The organism is Nonomuraea roseola (assembly GCF_039535395.1).
Classification (GTDB): Bacteria; Actinomycetota; Actinomycetes; order Streptosporangiales; family Streptosporangiaceae; genus Nonomuraea; species Nonomuraea roseola.
Window position 1 is genome coordinate 3,492,938 of record NZ_BAAAXC010000015.1, and the last position, 16,776, is coordinate 3,509,713.

Below are 16,776 nucleotides of genomic sequence, written 5' to 3' on the forward strand. Positions count from 1 at the left end.
TACTTGCATAAATGGGCGCTAGCCTCCAGGCGAACTCGTTCTGACTTGGAGGTGAGACGTGGTCGCATCCACGGCAGCCGCCCGGGCGGAGGTCCTGGTGGACACTCGCCCGCAGCGACGGTCCATCAGAGACCGGTTGAAGCGCGACTGGACCCTGCTGGCGCTGTGCGTGCCCGGAGTCCTGTACTTCGTGGTCTTCTTCTACGTCCCGCTCCTCGGGAACGTGATCGCGTTCAAGGACTACGCGCCGTTCCTGGGCATCAACGGCAGCCCGTGGGTGGGCCTGGAGAACTTCGCCACCCTCCTGGAGGAGCCGGAGTTCTGGTCCGCGGTCAGCAACACGCTGCAGATCACCGCGCTGCAGCTGCTGCTGTACTTCCCCGCGCCGATCGCGCTCGCGCTGCTGCTGAACTCCCTGGTCGGCCACCGCATCAAGCGGTTCATCCAGTCGGTCGTCTACCTGCCGCACTTCCTGTCATGGGTCGTGGTCGTCGCGATGTTCCAGCAGGTCATCGGTGGCGCCGGCACCGTGAGCGGCTTCCTGAACACGCACGGCGTCACCATCGGCAACCTGATGTCCAACCCGGACACCTTCAAGCTGCTGGTCACGGCCCAGGTGATCTGGAAGGACTGCGGCTGGGGAACGATCATCTTCCTGGCCGCGATCACCGCCATCGACATGAGCCACTACGAGGCCGCCGCGATCGACGGCGCCGACTGGAAGCGCCGCCTGTGGCACGTGACGCTGCCGGGCATCCGCTCGGTCGTCCTCATGATGCTGATCCTGCGCCTCGGCGACATCCTCTCCGTCGGCTTCGAACAGATGGTCCTGCAGAGGGACGCGGTCGGCGCGGGAGCGGCCGAGGTGATCGACACCTACGTCTACTACCACGGCATCCGTGACGGCGACTGGGGCATGAGCACCGCGGCCGGCCTCATGAAGGGCCTCATCGGCGCGGCGCTGATCTACGCGGCGAACAAGCTCGCACACCGCTTCGGAGAGCAGGGGATCTACCGATGAGGCCACCGTGGATGGAGCGCCCGACCATCGCGGGCCGCACCCTGAAGTTCCTGGTCCTGACCGCGATCACCGTGGCCGTGCTGTACCCGTTCGGCCTGGCGCTCGGCACCAGCCTGATGGGCCGCGCGGAGAGCATCGCCAACGGCGGCGCCTACGTGCTCTTCCCCTCGAAGCCGACCTTCGAGGCCTACTCCGTGATCCTCTCGGGCGGCGCGGTCACCCGCTCGGTGCTGATCAGCATCGGCATCACACTCGCCGGCACCGCCCTGAGCCTGGTCTGCACGGTCTTCCTCGGCTACGCGCTCTCGCGCAGGGGCATGCTCGGCGGCAAGCCGATCCTGCTGATGGTGCTGGCCACCTTCCTCTTCACCCCCGGCATGATCCCGAGCTACCTGATGGTCAAGGAGCTCGGCATGATCGACACCTACCAGTCGCTGATCGTGCCCGTGCTGGTCAACGCCTTCAACGTGGTCGTGGTCAGGGCCTTCTTCCAGAACCTGCCGGACGAGCTGTTCGAGGCGGCCAAGATGGACGGCTGCAGCGAGTGGCGGATGCTGTGGCGCATCGCGATCCCGCTGTCCAAGGCGGTCATCGCCGTGGTCGGCCTCTTCTACGCGGTCTCGTACTGGAACACCTTCTTCAACGCGATCCTCTACCTCAACGACCAGTCGATGCACCCGATCCAGGTCGTGCTGCGGCAGTTCATCTTCAGGGGTAACGCCGCCGCGGGCTCCGACGTCGCGATCGTGCGCGACCTGCCCGCCTCCTCGGTCCAGATGGCGGTGCTGGTCATCGCCCTCGTCCCGATCCTGCTCGTCTACCCCTTCCTCCAGAAGTACTTCACCAAGGGCGTCCTGACCGGCGCCATCAAGGGCTGAACACACCCCCAGGAGACATCCATGTCCTCAACCATGTCCCGTCGCGGTTTCCTCGGACTCGCCATCGCCGGCGTCACGGTCGCCGGTCTGTCCGCCTGCGGGGGCGAGGGCGGCGGCGCGGCCGGCGCCAAGAAGGGCGGCGCGGAGCTGTCGAAGAAGCTCGCGCTCCCCACCTTCACCGCCGCCAAGATCCCGACCCCCGACCTGCCCATCGACGCCGGTCAGGACCCCGCCTACCTGAAGTACCCGACCGAGCTGGTGAAGTCGGTGGCCACCCCGCCCGGCGACGGCAAGAAGGTCACCTCGCTCACCCAGACCTGGGACGTGGCCCCTCCCGCCCCCGGCCAGAGCGCCTACCTGCAGGAGCTCAACAAGGCCCTGGGCGCCGAGTGGGACATGAACATCGTGGTCGGCGACGGCTACCCCGACAAGTTCAACGCGATCATCGCCAGTGACGACCTGCCCGACCTGGTGTGGTTCCCGCCGAACCAGGGACTGCAGCGCGTGCCCGAGCTCCTGGCCGCCAAGTTCCACGACCTCACGTCCTACCTGAGCGGCGACGCGATCAAGAAGTACCCGAACCTGGCCAACCTCGGCGACGTGGCGTGGAAGTCGGCCGTCACCGACGGCAAGCTCTACGGCGTGGCCGTGGCCTACAGCAAGTTCGGCCAGGTCTTCCTCGTCAACCAGGACTACTGGCAGCCGGTCGGCGGCACGAGCTTCACCAGCGCCGACGACTTCTTCGAGAAGACGAAGCAGCTGCTCGACGTCAAGAAGAACAAGTACCCGCTCGAGCCGTCGTACGTGAACCACGTGCACATGTTCAGCCACTGGTACGGCGCGCCGAACACGTGGAAGCTCGAAGGCGGCAAGCTGACCCACCAGTACGAGACCCAGGAGTACTTCGCCGCCCTCGAACTCGCGGTCAAGTGCTTCCAGGCCAACCTGTTCTGGCCCGACCCCGCCCTCGCCACCATCAAGGACAAGGTCGCCAACGGTCAGATCGGCGCCTACGTCGAGTCCTTCCCCGGCTTCCTCAACGACGCCAAGACGCAGAAGTACAACCTCGGCGCCATCGTGCCCTTCGCCGCCACCCCCTCCTCCAAGCCCGTCTACAACGCGGGTCTCGGCTCGGTCGGCTTCACCGCGATCAGCAACAAGGTCGACAAGGCGCGCATCGAGACGCTGCTCGGCGTGCTGAACTTCATGGCCGCGCCGTTCGGCACCGAGGAGTACCAGCTCGTCAACTTCGGTGTCGAGGGCACGCACTTCACCAAGAAGGACGGCGACCTCTCCTTCACCGACAAGGGCAAGACCGAGGTTCCCACCACCCAGCAGCCGATCTCGTTCGTCATCGGCTCGCCCTCGGCGCTGTTCCTGCCGGGTCAGCCCGAGCGCACCAAGCTCATCCACGAGTTCGAGACCAAGGTCGCGCCGATGCTCCAGCAGCGCGTCACCACGGGTCACTTCTCCGACACCTACACGCAGAAGAGCGGCGAGCTCAGCACGCTGGCGTCGGACTCGATCGTGGACTTCGTCACCGGCCGCAAGCCGCTGTCGGAGTGGAAGAGCTTCGTCAAGAAGTACATGGACAAGGGCGGCGCCGCGATGAAGGCCGAGTACGAGGCCTCCATCGCCAAGGGCTGACCCCGCCGTACGTCGAGGAAAGGACAGAAGTGGAAGACCTGCGCATCGGAGTCATCGGCCTCGGGCTGCGAACCAACCTGGCGCTGTCGGCGCACCGGCCGGGCAAGGGCTCGGTCGTGGCCGCGCTGTGCGACTCCGACCCGGCAGTGCTCAAGCGTCAGGCCGAGAAGTTCGAGGCGGACATCCTGACAGAGGACTACCGCGAACTGCTCGACAGGAAGGACATCGACGCCGTCATCGTGATGACGCCCGACGACACCCACGAGCGCATCGCGGTCGAGGCGCTCGAGGCGGGCAAGGCGGTCTACCTGGAGAAGCCGCTGCACATCACGGTCGAGGGCTGCGACAACATCCTGCGCACCGCCAAGCGCACAGGGACCCGTCTGTACGTGGGGCACAACATGCGCCACATGGGCGTGGTCCGCCTGATGCGCGACATCATCCAGAAGGGCGTCATCGGTGAGCCGAAGACCGTCTGGGTGCGCCACTTCGTCTCCTACGGCGGCGACTACTACTTCAAGGACTGGCACGCGGACCGCACCCGCACCACGGGCCTGCTCCTGCAGAAGGCCGCGCACGACCTCGACGTCATCCACTGGCTGGCGGGCGGCTACACCACGCGCGTCAACGCGCTCGGTGACCTGATGCTCTACGGCGACCTGCCGCGCCGCGAGCCCGGCACGCCGCGGCCCGACGGGTGGCTGAGGGAGTTCGAGTGGCCCCCCACCGAGCGCAGGAACCTCAACCACGTCGTCGACGTCGAGGACGTGTCGGTGATGAACATGCGCCTCGACAACGGGGTCATCGCCGCCTACCAGCAGTGCCACTTCAGCCCCGACTACGTGCGCAACTACACGGTCATCGGGACGGAGGGCCGCCTGGAGAACTTCGGCGACGGCCCTGGCGACACGGTGAAGGTCTGGAACACCGGTCCCACCTCCTACCGCGACGACTGCGACATCGCCTACAAGGTGCCGGACGCGCAGGGCTCGCACGGCGGGGCGGACACCGGGATCATCGCGGAGTTCAACAGGTTCGTGCGCGAGGGAGGCGTCACCGACACCTCTCCCGTGGCGGCCAGGATGAGCGTCGCGGCGGGGTACATGGCCACGATGTCCCTGCGTGACGGCGGCATGCCGTACGACGTGCCGCCGCTGGACCCGGAGCTCATCGCCTACTTCGAGCGAGGCCAGGTGTGAGACCGGCGGTACGCCGGTGGAAGCCGGGCGCGGGCGTCCTTCGCCCGCGCCCCGGCTCGCTCGCCCCGGAGGGCGCGCAGCTGGGCCTGCCCGCTCTGCCAGGCGACATCGCGCTGCTCCTCGACCCCGAGCTGGTCGACGCGGAGGGCGGCGAGCGCTTCGCGCAGGAGGGCTTCCTGCTCTCGGTCGGTGAGGATGGCGCGACCGTCTCCGCGCCCACCCCGCGCGGCCTGCGGTACGGCGCCCGCACCCTGCTCCAGCACCTCGACAGGCACGGCGAGCTCCCCGCAGGCGAGGGCGCGGACTGGCCGGGTTACGAGGTGCGCGGCTTCATGCTCGACGTGGGCCGCCGCTTCTTCACTCCGGGCTTCGTCCGCGACCTCATCGTGCGGATGGGCGAGCTGAAGCTCAACGAGCTGCAGCTCCACCTCAACGACAACGGCTTCCGCAAGGACAGGACCGGCCCATGGGACGGCGTTCAGGCCGGCTTCCGGCTGGTCAGTGAGCGCTTCCCCGGCCTGGCCTCCTCCGACGGCGCCTACAGCAGGGCCGAGTGGGACTCCTTCGAGGACCTGGCGGCCGAGCACGGCGTCACGCTCATCCCCGAGATCGACGGGCCCGCGCACTCGCTGGCCTTCACGCGCTACCGGCCGGAGTTGGGGACGGGCGACCATCTCGACCTGTCCAGGCCCGAGACGACGGCCTTCGTGAAGGAGGTCTTCGACGAGTTCGTCCCGTGGTTCCGCGGACCCGAGTTGCACTTCGGGGCCGACGAGTACCTCTCCTCGCCCGAGCTCTTCCGCGAGTACTTCAACGCCATGGCCGCGCACGTCAGGTCGCTGGGCAAGCATCCGAGGGCGTGGGGCAGCTTCACCAGGATGACGGGCGACGCCGAGGGTTACGACCGCGACGTCACCATCAACACCTGGAGCACCGCCTGGTACGACCCGCTCTCTGCGGTGCGCGACGGCTACCGCTTCGTCAACACCGACGACTGCCTGCTGTACATCGTGCCGTTCGCCGACTACTACCACCCCACGGGGCTGGACGCGGACTTCCTCGAACGCGAGTGGGAGCCGCACGTCTTCGCCGAGGGGATGACCGTCGAGCCGAAGCACCCGCTGCTGCGCGGCGCCATGTCGGCGGTGTGGAACGACCTGACCGAGGCCGACTACACCGAGCAGGACGTGTGGCGGCTGGTGGAGCCGACCTTCGACATCCTCGCGGGGAAGATGTGGAACGCGTGACCCGATACCACCTTCGCTACCAGCTCCTGCCCGGCTCCGATCCCCGCGCGCTGGCCGACTTCTGCGTCGAGCACGGCGTGGAGGAGGTCGTGCTCATGTTCAACGCGGAGGAACTGCACGCCGGCCACCCGCTCGGCGCTGACGAGGACCTGTGGTTCGAGCTGGTCCGCGAGGCCAGGGACGTACTGGCCGCACACGGGCTGAGCGTCAGCCTGAACCCGTGGGTGACCACCGGACACGCCGACAGGGGCAGGATCCAGGACGCCGGGTTCGCCCCGATGGTCTCCCCTCTGGGCGAGGTGTCCACCACGACCGCCTCCTTCGCCTGTCCCGCCTGGCGCGCGTGGCTGGCCGCCCACTACGGCCGTTTCGCCTCCCTCGGCTTCCGCGTGCTGTGGCTGGAGGACGACTACCGCTTCCACAACCACTCGCCGCTGACGTGGGGCGGCGGCTTCGAGCCCGAGATGCTGGAGCGGTTCGCGCTGCTGGCGGGGGAGAAGCCGTCCCGCGAGGAACTGGTGGCCGCGATCACCGGGCCGCCGCACCCCTGGCGGGAGCTGCTCCAGCGCACCTGGCGTGAAGCCCAGCTGGAGACCCTCGACGCCGTACGGCAGGCGGTCGGCGGCAGGGCCACGCTCGGCGTCATGAGCTCGGGCCTGGGCGTCGCCTCCGCCGAGGGCCGCGACTGGGACGCGCTGTTCGAGAGGGCGGGGGCGCATCGGCCGCACTTCGCCCCCTACAGCGACACCGTCGCCCGCCAGCTCTCCTACTCGATCGCCATGCTCGAACTCCAGCGCCCGCTACGGCCCTCGGGCGTCGAGGTCGCGCCGGAGGTGGAGAACTGGAAGCACACCGAGTGGTCCAAGTCCGACACCCAGACGTGGTCGGAGATGGTCGCCGCGCACCTGTCCGGCGCCGACGCGCTGCTGCTCGACCTCTTCCCCTTCGTCACGGGCGCGCCACAACGCTACCCCCGCGTCGGCCGCATGCTGACCGCCTCGCGCCCCGCCCTCGACGCCACCCTCACCCCCTCCCTGACCACGGTCGGCGTGGGCGTCCCCTGGTGGCCGACGGCCGCGACCTCCCTCCACGGCGACGGCACCATGGCGGGGCTGAGCGCCGACCCGCTGCGGGCCGCCGAGTTCCTCCTCAGGTACGGCGTGCCCATCCAGGCGGGCGTGGCCGGGGTGACCGCGCTCTTCGGCGACCTGGCCTGGGCCGTCCCCGACCCCGGCGAGCTGCTGCGCGGCGGCCTGCTGCTGGACGGCGAGGCCGCCGCGATCCTGACCGAGCGCGGGTACGGTCACCTGCTCGGCGTCACGGTCTCCGAGGTGGCGCTGCGAGACACGCCGTCCGCTGTGCCGTACGCCATGGAGAGGGTGGTGGACGGTGGCGAACTGCTGAGCGTGAACGTGCAGGACGCCGTGGCGCGGCTGGAGGCCGGGCCCGGCGCGGAGGTGTGGACCGAGCTTCTCGGCCCGCGCTTCGAGCCTTGGGGCGCGGGGCGGGTCAGCTTCGTCAACGAGCTCGGCGGCAGGGTCCACACGATCGCGGCCTGTGCTCCCGAGAAGCTCGGACGCTGCGACGACGGGCAGCGCCTGGCCCAGAAGGCGATCCGCTTCCTCGGAGGGGACTTCCCGATGGTCACCGGCGGCCCGCACCTCCTGCCGCAGCTGGCCAGGGTCAACGGCAGGTGGCGGCTGGCGATCGCCAACGGCTCGGCCGACCCCGCGCGGCCCGTCGTCGACCTGGCCGCCGAGCCCGTCGCGACGCTGCTGCGCCCGCTCGCGCCCCCCGAACGGGTGTCACCTTCGACGGCCGAGGTGCCGCACAGGGGCTACCTGCTGCTGGAGTGGGACTGATTCAACAGCGGACCGCCTGAACGTCACCAGCTCGACGTGCGCCCAGGGAAGCTCATGAGGAGCGGCTGACATCGGGCCCGGCCACGGCCACCGTGGCCGGGCTTCCTCATTCTGTGGGAACCCGCCTCCGTCCGCGGACAGTCCTAGGTGTGGACATGCCTTTTCGTGCTCGGATACGTGACGGAGATCCCGAAGCCTTCGCGCAGCTCTTCGACGACTACGCGCGCTCGGTCTACAACCATGCCTTCCGCCTGCTCGGCGACTGGGCCGCCGCCGAGGACGCGCTGTCGCTGACCTTCCTCGAAGCCTGGCGGCTGCGCCGGAGGATCGACCCTGACGGCGGGTCGCTGCGCCCGTGGCTGCTGGGTGTGGCCACCAACGTGGTGCGCAACATGCGGCGGGCCGTACGCAGGCACCAGGACGCGATGGCGCGCGTGCCGAGGCCCGATCCGATCCCCGACTTCGCCGACGAGGTGGCCGGACGGCTCGACGACACCGAGCGCCTGGCGGCGGTCCGGATGGCCTACGGCGGCCTGCGCCGCCATGAGCGGGAGGTCTTCGCGCTGTGCGTGTGGTCGGGGCTCGACTACGCCGAGGCGGCCGAGGCGCTCGGCATTCCCGTCGGCACCGTGAAGTCCCGATTGTCCAGGGCCAGAAGAAGGTTGGAACCGCCACCCCGGTCGCGACAGATAGATGGTGACCTGAGCCCGCTGAAGGAGATCCGATGAACGAGTTCACCCCGGTGGAGCGCGATCTTCCTGAGGGCCGTCACCGGCAACTCAAGGAGTTCGTCATGACCGAGATCCAGACCAGGCCCCATCGGCGTCCCGTCCGCCTGCTGGCACCCGCGCTGGGGCTGGCCGCCGCCGTGGCGGTCGCCGTACCCCTGGTGTTCGGTGGAGGCGCGCCCGCCTACGCGATCACCAAGAACGCCGACGGGACCATCCAGATCAGCATCAACGAAGCGAAGAACCCCAAGGCCCTGCAGGCGGACCTGGAGAAGATGGGGCTCAGGGCCGTCGTCGACTTCATCCCGAACGGCAAGCGCTGCAGCCCGCAGCCGCGCAGCGCGAGCTGGGTGCCGAGGGAGGAGGCGAAGCTGACGGTGTTCCCGCCGACGGAGGAGTCGGCCTTCACGATCGACCCGTCCGCGGTGAAGGAGGGGCAGACGGCGGTGCTGGAGTTCGGGTTCGACCAGAACGACGGGTGGGCGGTCGCGGGCGTGTGGTCGGGCATCTCCAACGGCCCCGTCGCCGAGTGCACCCTGGTCGACAGCCCCGGCGCCCCCCTGGGCCCGGACCCGGCCTAGGGTTACTCTCACAGCGTGGGGCCTCCTCGCCGGGGGGTGTGGGGGCATGCCCCCACACAACGCTGCCCGAGCCCCAAGGCGCGAAGCGCCTTCAGTGAGGACGATGCCGTTGGCTTGGAGGTGTGGGGGTGGTGCCCCCACACGGGTTGTCCGAACTCCGCGGCGCGAAGTGCCCCACCGGTGAGGTCCATGCCGTCGGGCGGATGGTCGGGTCAGGCCTCCTGGCGGTTCTTCTCCAGGTCGGGGTACGGCGACGGCTCGGGGACGGCCGAGGTGAGCTGGCGAGGGCCTGGGGTGGTTTCGGCCTCCCGGGCGTCGGCCACCGCCTCCGCCGCGGCCTCCGAAGCCCTGGCGATCTCCTCCTCCGCCTCCGAGACGTCCGAGGCGGACGAGTCCGACGAAGCCGGAAGCGTCGCGGCGGAGGGCGGGAGGGCCTCGGTGAAGGCCTTGGAGACGCCCTGCAGCGCGGACGTGACCTCGCTCGGGATCACCCAGAACGTGTTCCCCTGGCCCTGGGCGAGCTGGGGAAGCACCTGGAGGTACTGGTAGGCCAGCAGCTTGGGGTCGGGGTCGTTGCGGTGGACGGCCTGGAAGACCTGGTCGATCGCGCGGGACTGGCCCTCGGCCTCGAGGATCTTGGCGGTCCGCTGGCCCTCGGCGCGCAGGATGGCGCCCTGCTTGTCGCCCTCGGCGGTCAGGATCTGCGACTGGCGCTGTCCTTCGGCGCTCAGGATGGCGGCGCGCTTGTCCCGCTCCGCGCGCATCTGCTTCTCCATGGCGTCCTTGATCGTCTTGGGCGGGTCGATCGCCTTGATCTCGACGCGGTTGACGCGCAGCCCCCACTTGCCTGTCGCCTCGTCGAGGACGCCGCGCAGCTGGCTGTTGATGGTGTCGCGGGAGGTGAGGGTCTTCTCGAGGTCCATGGAGCCGACGACGTTGCGCAGCGTGGTGACGGTGAGCTGCTCGACCGCCTGGATGTAGTTGGCGATCTCGTACGCTGCCGCGCGCGGGTCGGTCACCTGGAAGTACAGGACGGTGTCGATCTCGACGACCAGGTTGTCCTCGGTGATGACGGGCTGCGGGCGGAAGGAGACGACCTGCTCACGCAGGTCGATCATGGGATAGACGCGGTCGATGTAGGGGATCACGAAGTTCAGGCCGGGTTTGAGCGTGCGGTGGTAGCGGCCCAGCCGCTCGACGTTGCGCGCGCGGGCCTGCGGCACGATGCGTACGGCACGCAACACGGTGAACACGGCGAACAGTGCGACTACGAGTCCCGCTATGAGTAGCGCCATTTGATCACTCCCGGGGGTAGACGAGGGCCGTGGCGCCCTCGATCTCGATGACGTCGACGGTCGCCCCTTCCGGGATCACCACGGTCTCGTCGTAGGCCCGCGCCGACCACTCCTCGCCGCCGATGCGGACGAGGCCCTGGCGGCCCGTGACCTCCTTGACGACGTACGCGGACTTGCCCACCAGCGCGTCGACGCCGAAGCGCTGGAGTTGGGGCTGCCGGATGTTGCGCATCGCGAGCGGCCGGATGACGACCAGTCCCGCGACCGAGGTGAGGGTGAACACCAGGAGCTGTATGGGTATCGGCAACCCGATGGCCGCCACCAACGCGGTGAGCAGCGCCGAGACCCCCAGCAGACCCAGTGCGGCGGTGAGGGAGAAGATTTCGGCCACGCCGAGGACGACGGCGAGGATTATCCAGATGACCCAATCATCCATACTCCGGCCCTCCTGTAAGGGAAACGGGCCCATGTCCTCAAGTGGTTCCGTCTCTACGGTAATCCTCTGATTACCCACTTTGCAGTGCCAGCGGCCACCGGGATTGGAATCGATTCACGGCAGGGCGTGTGGCGGGGGCTTGGCGGCGACCCAGGCGCCCGACGGCCTGGGGTCGTACAGGGCGCTGCCCTGGACCCACTTGTCCCATGGCAGCTGCCAGTAGCCCCAGCCGTTGTTCCACTCGAGCTCGCGGTCGGTGCCGACGATGGTGACAGGGTCGCCGCGCAGCGAGTTGTCGTAGAACCAGGCGGCCTGGTCGGGTCTGGCGTTGACGCAGCCGTGGCTGACGTTGACCCTGCCCTGCGCCCAGACGTTGTTCTTGGCGTGGACGTACTCGCCGCTGTTGGAGATGCGGACCGCGTGGTCGATCAGCAGGTCGTAGAAGCCGGGGTCGCCCTTGCGCCTGCCGGGCGAGATCATCCTGACCGGGTCGCCCTTCTCCATGGTCAGGTGGATGCCGCTGGTGGTGGTGTACTCGCGGGTGGTGGCCATGCCCGCGCTGATCGCCAAGGCCTGCACGATCGCGCCGTCGCGGCGCACGACCATCTGGTGGGTGACGGTGTCGACGGAGCTGGTCTGCCTGCGGCCGATCGTGAAGGCGAGCGCGTGGTCGGCCGTGCCGTACACGCCTGGGGCGGCTCTGACGCCTGACAGGTGGGCGGTGAAGGAGACGTTCTGCCGCGCCGGCCAGTAGTGCCTCGTGCGGTAGACGGCCTCGGTGTCGCTGGTCCAGCGCCACGCGCCGTCGACCGGCTTGGTGGAGCGCACCTCCATGGCGCGTTCGACGGCCGCCTTGTGGCGGATGGGGTTGTCGAAGGTGACGATGATCGGGGTGCCGACGCCGACGGTCTCGCCCGGCAGCGGCGAGACCGACGCCACCTTGAACGTGCGCTGGGCGGCGCGGGTGCGGAAGCGGCCCATCGCCAGGGTGGTGGGGCCGCCCTGCGGGCCCGCGGCCGTGGCCGTCACGGTGTGCTCGACGCCGGGCGGCAGCGCCCAGCTCGAGCGCCAGACCGTGCCGGTGGAGTCGTACCTGCCTGGGATGGCGACGGCGCCGGCGTAGGCGTCGACCTTGCCGAGCTTGCCGCCGCTGGCCTTGACGACCAGGCCGCGGTCGGGCCTGGCCTGGTCGGTGTCGAAGGCGGGGGAGACGGCGATCGTCGGAGGAGCGGGCGGCACGGGCCCCTCGGCCCTCACCAGACTGCAGCCACCGATCAGTGGCAGACCGCCGAGCAGCACAAGGGCGCGCCGCATCTCACTCCTTCACTCCGGGGGAAGGTCCCAGAGTTTAGCGGGGAGTGAGTGATCAAGCACCCGGAGTGATGGTTCCGGACACTTCTCCCAAAGCGATGGCCCCGGCGGTGGCGCGGATGGTGACGATGTCGCCGTCCTCCAGGAACGTGCGGATCTCCCCGTTGCCGAGCTTGAGTGGTTCCGTGCCGTTCCACGTGAGCTCGATCAGCGAGCCCCGGGTGTCGGCGGCGTCGCCGGAGATCGTGCCGCTGGCGAACAGGTCTCCTGTCCTGAGGGTCGCGCCGTTCACGGTCATGTGCGCGAGCATCTGGTCGGGGGTCCAGTACATGGTCGCGTACGGCGGCCGCGAGACGATCTCGCCGTTCAGCTCCACCTCCAGCGCGATGTCCAGCCCCCAGTCGGCCTCCCGCGACAGGTACGGCAGCGGCGCGGGATCCTGGGCTCGTCCCCGGACCCTCGGCAGCGCCTCCAGCGGCGTGATCCACGGCGAGATCGAGGTCGCGAAGGACTTGCCGAGGAAGGGCCCGAGCGGCACGTACTCCCACGCCTGGATGTCGCGCGCGCTCCAGTCGTTGACGAGCGTCACGCCGAAGACGCGCTCCTCGAAGGCGGCGCCGTCGGGTGAGCCGACCACGAAGCCCAGCTCCGCCTCGATGTCGAGCTTGGCGGTCGGGCCGAACCTGCCGGGGCCGAGCTGGCCGCTGGGCCTGGCGACGTCGGTGCCCGAGACCACGACGGTGCCCGCGCGGCCGTGGTAGCCGACGGGCAGGTGACGCCAGTTCGGCTTCAGCGGCTCCTCGTCGGGACGGAACATCCTGCCCAGGTTCGAGGCGTGCTCGATCGAGCAATAGAAGTCGACATAGTCGGCCACCTCGAACGGCAGGTGCAGGGTGACCTGGTCGAGCGGCACCAGGTGGGCCTCGGTGACGGACTGGTCGGTGGAGAGCTTGTTCTGGATCAGCGTGCGCGTGTCGTGCCAGGCGGTGCGCCCTCTGGCCATGAAGGCGTTCAGCGAGCCGGTGGCGAACACCTCGTCGTGCAGCGCGGCGGCCAGGTCGAGGACGGCGTCGCCGTAGCGCACGCCCACGCGAGGCGCCTGTCCGCGCCTGGAGAAGACGCCGTAGGGCAGGTTGTCGAGTCCCCAGCTCATCAGGTGTCCAATCCAAGGGTTCGCAGGTCGTCGATGGGCGCGCTGGTGCTGCACGAGCCGTAGCTGACCAGGAGCTGCCTGGCCCGCTTGGCGGTCTGCTCGGGGACGGCCCGCGCCAGCCGTACGAGCTCGCCCACGTCGGTGGTGCCCAGCACGTGCGCGGGGTCGCGCTCCTCGACGGCCTCGCAGACGGCGAGCACGAGGTTGAGGAAGCCGTGGCGGTCGACGGCGAGCGAGGGGTCGAAGTGGCGCACGGCGTGGTGCAGCCCGGCGGTGGCCTTGAACCTGATGTCGTGGGCGACGCAGAAGCCGATGAACGCGGCCAGCTGGCCGACGCTCGGGAAGGCGTCGGGGGTGGCGCCGCCGCAGCGCACCTTCAGCCCGACCCCCTGCGGCATGTTCGGCACGAGCTTGGTGGGAGGCACCTCGATGAAGAGGGCGGCGTTCGGCGGCAGGTGGCCCTGCAGCCGCTCGGCCATCGCGTTCACCGACTGCTCGGGCGGCAGCCGTACCTCGACGAGATCGACGGGCAGGTCGTCGAAGGGGGGGATCTCGGAGGTGTCGACGATGAGGCCGAGCCTCCTGGGCTGCTGGGGCTCCCTGCGCAGGGCGTCGAGCCTGCTGGACGGGCACAGGAAGCGGTGGGTCAGCACGGGGCTGCCCGCGTCGAGGTCGCGCTGGTGTCGCGCGAGCGCCTCCGACATGTGCAGGGAGGTCGGCGGGAACAGCCCCGCGTCGTCGACCAGCGAGGAGAACAGGGTCGTACGCGGCCCCTGGGTGCCGCACTCGAAGGAGGTCATCGCGCCCAGGTCCATGCGTAGCCGGGGTCCTCGCAGGCAAGTGCGCCCTCGCCGAGGTCGAGCGGTCTGAAGGTGTCGACCATGACGGCCATCTCGCTGGTGTGCGTGGCGCCCGCGGCGATCACCGCCTCGACCGCTCCGGGCTGCGGGCCGTGGGTGAAGCCGGCGGGGTGCAGCGAGATCGAGCCGACGTCGATGCCGGAGCCCGCCCGCGCGGAGTAGTCGCCGCCCACGTAGAACATGAACTCGTCGGAGTCGACGTTGTGGTGGTTGTAGGGGATCGGCACGGCCTCGGGGTGGAAGTCGAGCGGGCGCGGCATGAACGAGCACACCACGAAGCCCGGACCCTCGAAGGTCTGGTGGACGGGCGGCGGCGCGTGCGTCTTCTTCACCACGGGCTCGAAGTCCTCGATGTTGAAGGCGTAGGGGTAGAGGTAGCCGTCCCAGCCGACCACGTCGAAGGGGTGGTTGCGGTAGGTCAGCCTGGTGAGCCCGCCGCGCGTGCGCACCAGGACGGGGACCTCCTCGCCCTCGGTGATCAGCGGCTCCTGCGGCGTCCTGAGGTCGCGCTCGCAGTACGGCGCGTGCTCGAGGAACTGCCCGTACTGCGACAGGTAGCGCCTGGGCGGCCTGATGTGCCCTGACGCCTCGATGACCAGGGCGTTCACGGTGCCCGAGGGGACCCAGCGGTGGATCGTGCCGGTCGGGATCACGACGTAGTCGCCCTCACCTGCCTCGATGACCCCGTAGGTCGACTCGAAGCGGACGCTGCCGCGCTGGATGTAGACGCACTCGTCGCCCTTGGAGTTGCGGTAGAGCTCGCTGGGCCGGTCGGTGGTGGCGTACGACAATCGGACGTCGCCGTTGGCCGACAGCAGGACGCGCCCGGCGACCAGGTCGCCTGCGCTGGTGAGGTCCTGCGTGCGGAAGTGGCGCGGGGACAGCGGCAGGTTGGGCGCGGTGTTCACCGAGACGACGGGGTCGACGGCCTCGGCCTTGACGATCGCGGTCGGCAGGTAGCGGTGGTACAGCAGCGAGGAGTCGGAGGAGAAGCCCTCCTCACCCATCAGCTCCTCGGCGTACAGGCCGCCGTCCGGGCGCTTGAACTGCACGTGGCGCTTGCGGGGGATCTCTCCCACCTGGCGGTAGTACGGCATCACTGCTCCGTCCGTTTATCGGACATAGGTGTCCTCTATGCGTAAATACGCTCCTTCATTCGGCGGAGGATGTCAACCGGCGGCTCACCCGAGAGCCTCGGTCAGCTCGCGGGCGGCCTCCACCACGCGCGGCCCGACCTCCTGGCCCAGCGGGCCGAACGTCACCACGCCCACCGACGCCTCCAGCCAGGGCAGCCCGGCGACCGGCGCGGCCACACCGCGTGCGCCCTCCTGCAGCTGTCCCTCCGTCACGAGATACCCCGTGTCGCCCGACCGCAACGCGAGGATGGCCTGACCTGCCGCTCCCTTGGTGAGCGGGTGCCGAGCGCCCTCCCGATAGGCGACGTGCATGGTGGTCCACGACGGCTCGACCACGGCGACGGCGAGCCCGTCGTCGCCCTCGGCCACCGTGAGATGCGCGGTCGCGCCCACCTGCTCGGCCAGCCGCCGCAGCGTGGGCAGCGCCGCCGCGCGCAGCAGCGGCTGTACCGCCTGGGCCAGCACCAGCACGCCGTACCCCAGATGGACCCGCCCTTCGCGGTCCCGCCTGACGAACCCCTCGTTCTGCAGTGAGGTCAGCAGGCGGTAGACCACGGGGCGGCTCAGCGACAGCTGGGCCGCGAGCTCGGTGGGCGTGCGTCCGCCGTGACCGTCGGCGAGCAGCCTGAGCAGGTGGAGCCCGCGTTCGAGCGTCTGGGCGGATTCAGCCATGTCCTGATTATGTCCGTGTGCGTCTGGAGTGACGCTGAGCTGCGAAAGGGGTAGGTACCCTGCATGCAGTGGAAGTGGCTGGCGCTCGTCGCTCTGTCCGCGTTGTGCGCGGTCATGCCACTGGTGCCCTCGATGGGGGTGAGGCCCGCGTCCATGGTTCGCGACACCCCCGTGCTGCACGAGGCGCAGAGCCCGAAGCTGCTGGTCGAGAACACCTTCCACCTCACGGAGGGGATCGGCGTCGACGAACGGCTGCTGCCTGTCGACGACAACGTCGACTTCGAACGCGCGACGCTCGCGCCGGGGGTGGGCGTCGACGAGGCCGGCATCATGTACGGCACGCCGAAGCGGCCAGGCACCTACTCCACCACGATCACGGTCTGCAAGGACAAGATCTGTGCCGACGAGCGCATCACGCTGATCGTGCACAGGAAGGCGACCTGGTCTCCCGTTCAGCTGACCTTCCCCGCCAGGGTCGGCGTGCTTCTCGACAGCTCGATCGGGATCGAGGGCGCTCCCGAGGGCGTGCTGGCGACCTACACCGTCACCGACGCGGGCAAGCTGCCGCCGGGCGTCGCGATCGGTCCCGACGGGCACGTGGGCGGCGTCCCGACGAGGCCGGGCCGCTACGACGCCCCCGTGCGGATCTGCGTGGCGGGCGACTGCTCGGGCGTCGTGGTCCGCTTCATCATCGCCTAGCGCTACTTGTCACTCCGGTAACAAGACTGAAAGCGGAATGTGCAGGCGTTT

Annotated in this window: 16 protein-coding genes; 9 read left to right on the forward strand and 7 right to left on the reverse strand. The window is 69.3% G+C overall.

Annotated elements, in window-relative coordinates:
* Window positions 1-136: 136 nt before the first annotated feature.
* The 8 genes from ABFX55_RS39985 to ABFX55_RS40020 all read left to right on the forward strand — a co-directional run bounded on the left by ABFX55_RS39985 (window position 137) and on the right by ABFX55_RS40020 (window position 9,163).
* On the forward strand, window positions 137-1,021 hold the full coding sequence (locus tag ABFX55_RS39985) for an ABC transporter permease (protein ID WP_346128495.1): 885 nt from the start codon (window positions 137-139) through the stop codon (window positions 1,019-1,021).
* A complete protein-coding gene (locus tag ABFX55_RS39990; protein ID WP_346128496.1) occupies window positions 1,018-1,899 on the forward strand; it encodes a carbohydrate ABC transporter permease in 882 nt (293 codons plus the stop codon). The genes ABFX55_RS39985 and ABFX55_RS39990 overlap by 4 nt, the downstream gene beginning before the upstream one ends.
* Before the next feature lie 21 nt (window positions 1,900-1,920).
* Window positions 1,921-3,546, forward strand: a complete 1,626-nt coding sequence (locus ABFX55_RS39995) for a type 2 periplasmic-binding domain-containing protein (protein ID WP_346128498.1) — start codon at window positions 1,921-1,923, stop codon at window positions 3,544-3,546.
* A 29-nt stretch (window positions 3,547-3,575) separates the two neighbouring features.
* Complete coding sequence (locus ABFX55_RS40000; RefSeq protein ID WP_346128500.1) at window positions 3,576-4,745, forward strand: Gfo/Idh/MocA family protein; 1,170 nt, start codon at window positions 3,576-3,578, stop codon at window positions 4,743-4,745.
* Complete coding sequence (locus ABFX55_RS40005; protein ID WP_346128501.1) at window positions 4,742-5,992, forward strand: beta-N-acetylhexosaminidase; 1,251 nt, start codon at window positions 4,742-4,744, stop codon at window positions 5,990-5,992. The genes ABFX55_RS40000 and ABFX55_RS40005 overlap by 4 nt, the downstream gene beginning before the upstream one ends.
* Window positions 5,989-7,854, forward strand: a complete 1,866-nt coding sequence (locus tag ABFX55_RS40010; protein ID WP_346128503.1) for a hypothetical protein — start codon at window positions 5,989-5,991, stop codon at window positions 7,852-7,854. The genes ABFX55_RS40005 and ABFX55_RS40010 overlap by 4 nt, the downstream gene beginning before the upstream one ends.
* Window positions 7,855-8,009: 155 nt before the next feature.
* Window positions 8,010-8,582, forward strand: coding sequence for an RNA polymerase sigma factor (locus ABFX55_RS40015; RefSeq protein ID WP_346128505.1), 573 nt, complete (start codon window positions 8,010-8,012; stop codon window positions 8,580-8,582).
* A complete protein-coding gene (locus tag ABFX55_RS40020) occupies window positions 8,579-9,163 on the forward strand; it encodes a hypothetical protein (RefSeq protein WP_346128507.1) in 585 nt (194 codons plus the stop codon). Before ABFX55_RS40015 ends, ABFX55_RS40020 begins: the two co-directional genes overlap by 4 nt.
* 212 nt (window positions 9,164-9,375) lie before the next feature.
* Here the strand turns inward: ABFX55_RS40020 and ABFX55_RS40025 are convergent, their stop codons facing one another.
* The 7 genes from ABFX55_RS40025 to ABFX55_RS40055 all read right to left on the reverse strand — a co-directional run bounded on the left by ABFX55_RS40025 (window position 9,376) and on the right by ABFX55_RS40055 (window position 16,026).
* The gene (locus tag ABFX55_RS40025) at window positions 9,376-10,458 is read right to left on the reverse strand and encodes an SPFH domain-containing protein (protein ID WP_183654707.1); all 1,083 of its coding nucleotides are present in this window, start codon (window positions 10,456-10,458) and stop codon (window positions 9,376-9,378) included.
* A 4-nt stretch (window positions 10,459-10,462) separates the two neighbouring features.
* The gene (locus ABFX55_RS40030) at window positions 10,463-10,894 is read right to left on the reverse strand and encodes an NfeD family protein (protein WP_346128509.1); all 432 of its coding nucleotides are present in this window, start codon (window positions 10,892-10,894) and stop codon (window positions 10,463-10,465) included.
* Between the two features lie 114 nt (window positions 10,895-11,008).
* On the reverse strand, window positions 11,009-12,208 hold the full coding sequence (locus ABFX55_RS40035) for a L,D-transpeptidase (protein WP_346128511.1): 1,200 nt from the start codon (window positions 12,206-12,208) through the stop codon (window positions 11,009-11,011).
* A 52-nt stretch (window positions 12,209-12,260) separates the two neighbouring features.
* Complete coding sequence (gene fahA / locus ABFX55_RS40040; RefSeq protein ID WP_346128513.1) at window positions 12,261-13,358, reverse strand: fumarylacetoacetase; 1,098 nt, start codon at window positions 13,356-13,358, stop codon at window positions 12,261-12,263.
* Window positions 13,358-14,173 carry a hypothetical protein gene (locus tag ABFX55_RS40045; RefSeq protein ID WP_346128515.1) on the reverse strand — a complete coding sequence of 272 codons (816 nt, stop codon included), beginning with the start codon at window positions 14,171-14,173 and terminating at the stop codon, window positions 13,358-13,360. Before ABFX55_RS40045 ends, fahA begins: the two co-directional genes overlap by 1 nt.
* Entirely contained in the window at window positions 14,155-15,315 is a 1,161-nt protein-coding gene (locus ABFX55_RS40050) for a homogentisate 1,2-dioxygenase (RefSeq protein WP_346128517.1), read from the reverse strand. Before ABFX55_RS40050 ends, ABFX55_RS40045 begins: the two co-directional genes overlap by 19 nt.
* A gap of 84 nt (window positions 15,316-15,399) precedes the next feature.
* On the reverse strand, window positions 15,400-16,026 hold the full coding sequence (locus ABFX55_RS40055) for an IclR family transcriptional regulator (RefSeq protein ID WP_183654719.1): 627 nt from the start codon (window positions 16,024-16,026) through the stop codon (window positions 15,400-15,402).
* 63 nt (window positions 16,027-16,089) lie between these two features.
* Here ABFX55_RS40055 and ABFX55_RS40060 point away from each other — a divergent pair, with 63 nt between their 5' ends.
* Complete coding sequence (locus ABFX55_RS40060; RefSeq protein WP_346128519.1) at window positions 16,090-16,725, forward strand: hypothetical protein; 636 nt, start codon at window positions 16,090-16,092, stop codon at window positions 16,723-16,725.
* Window positions 16,726-16,776 lie beyond the last annotated feature (51 nt).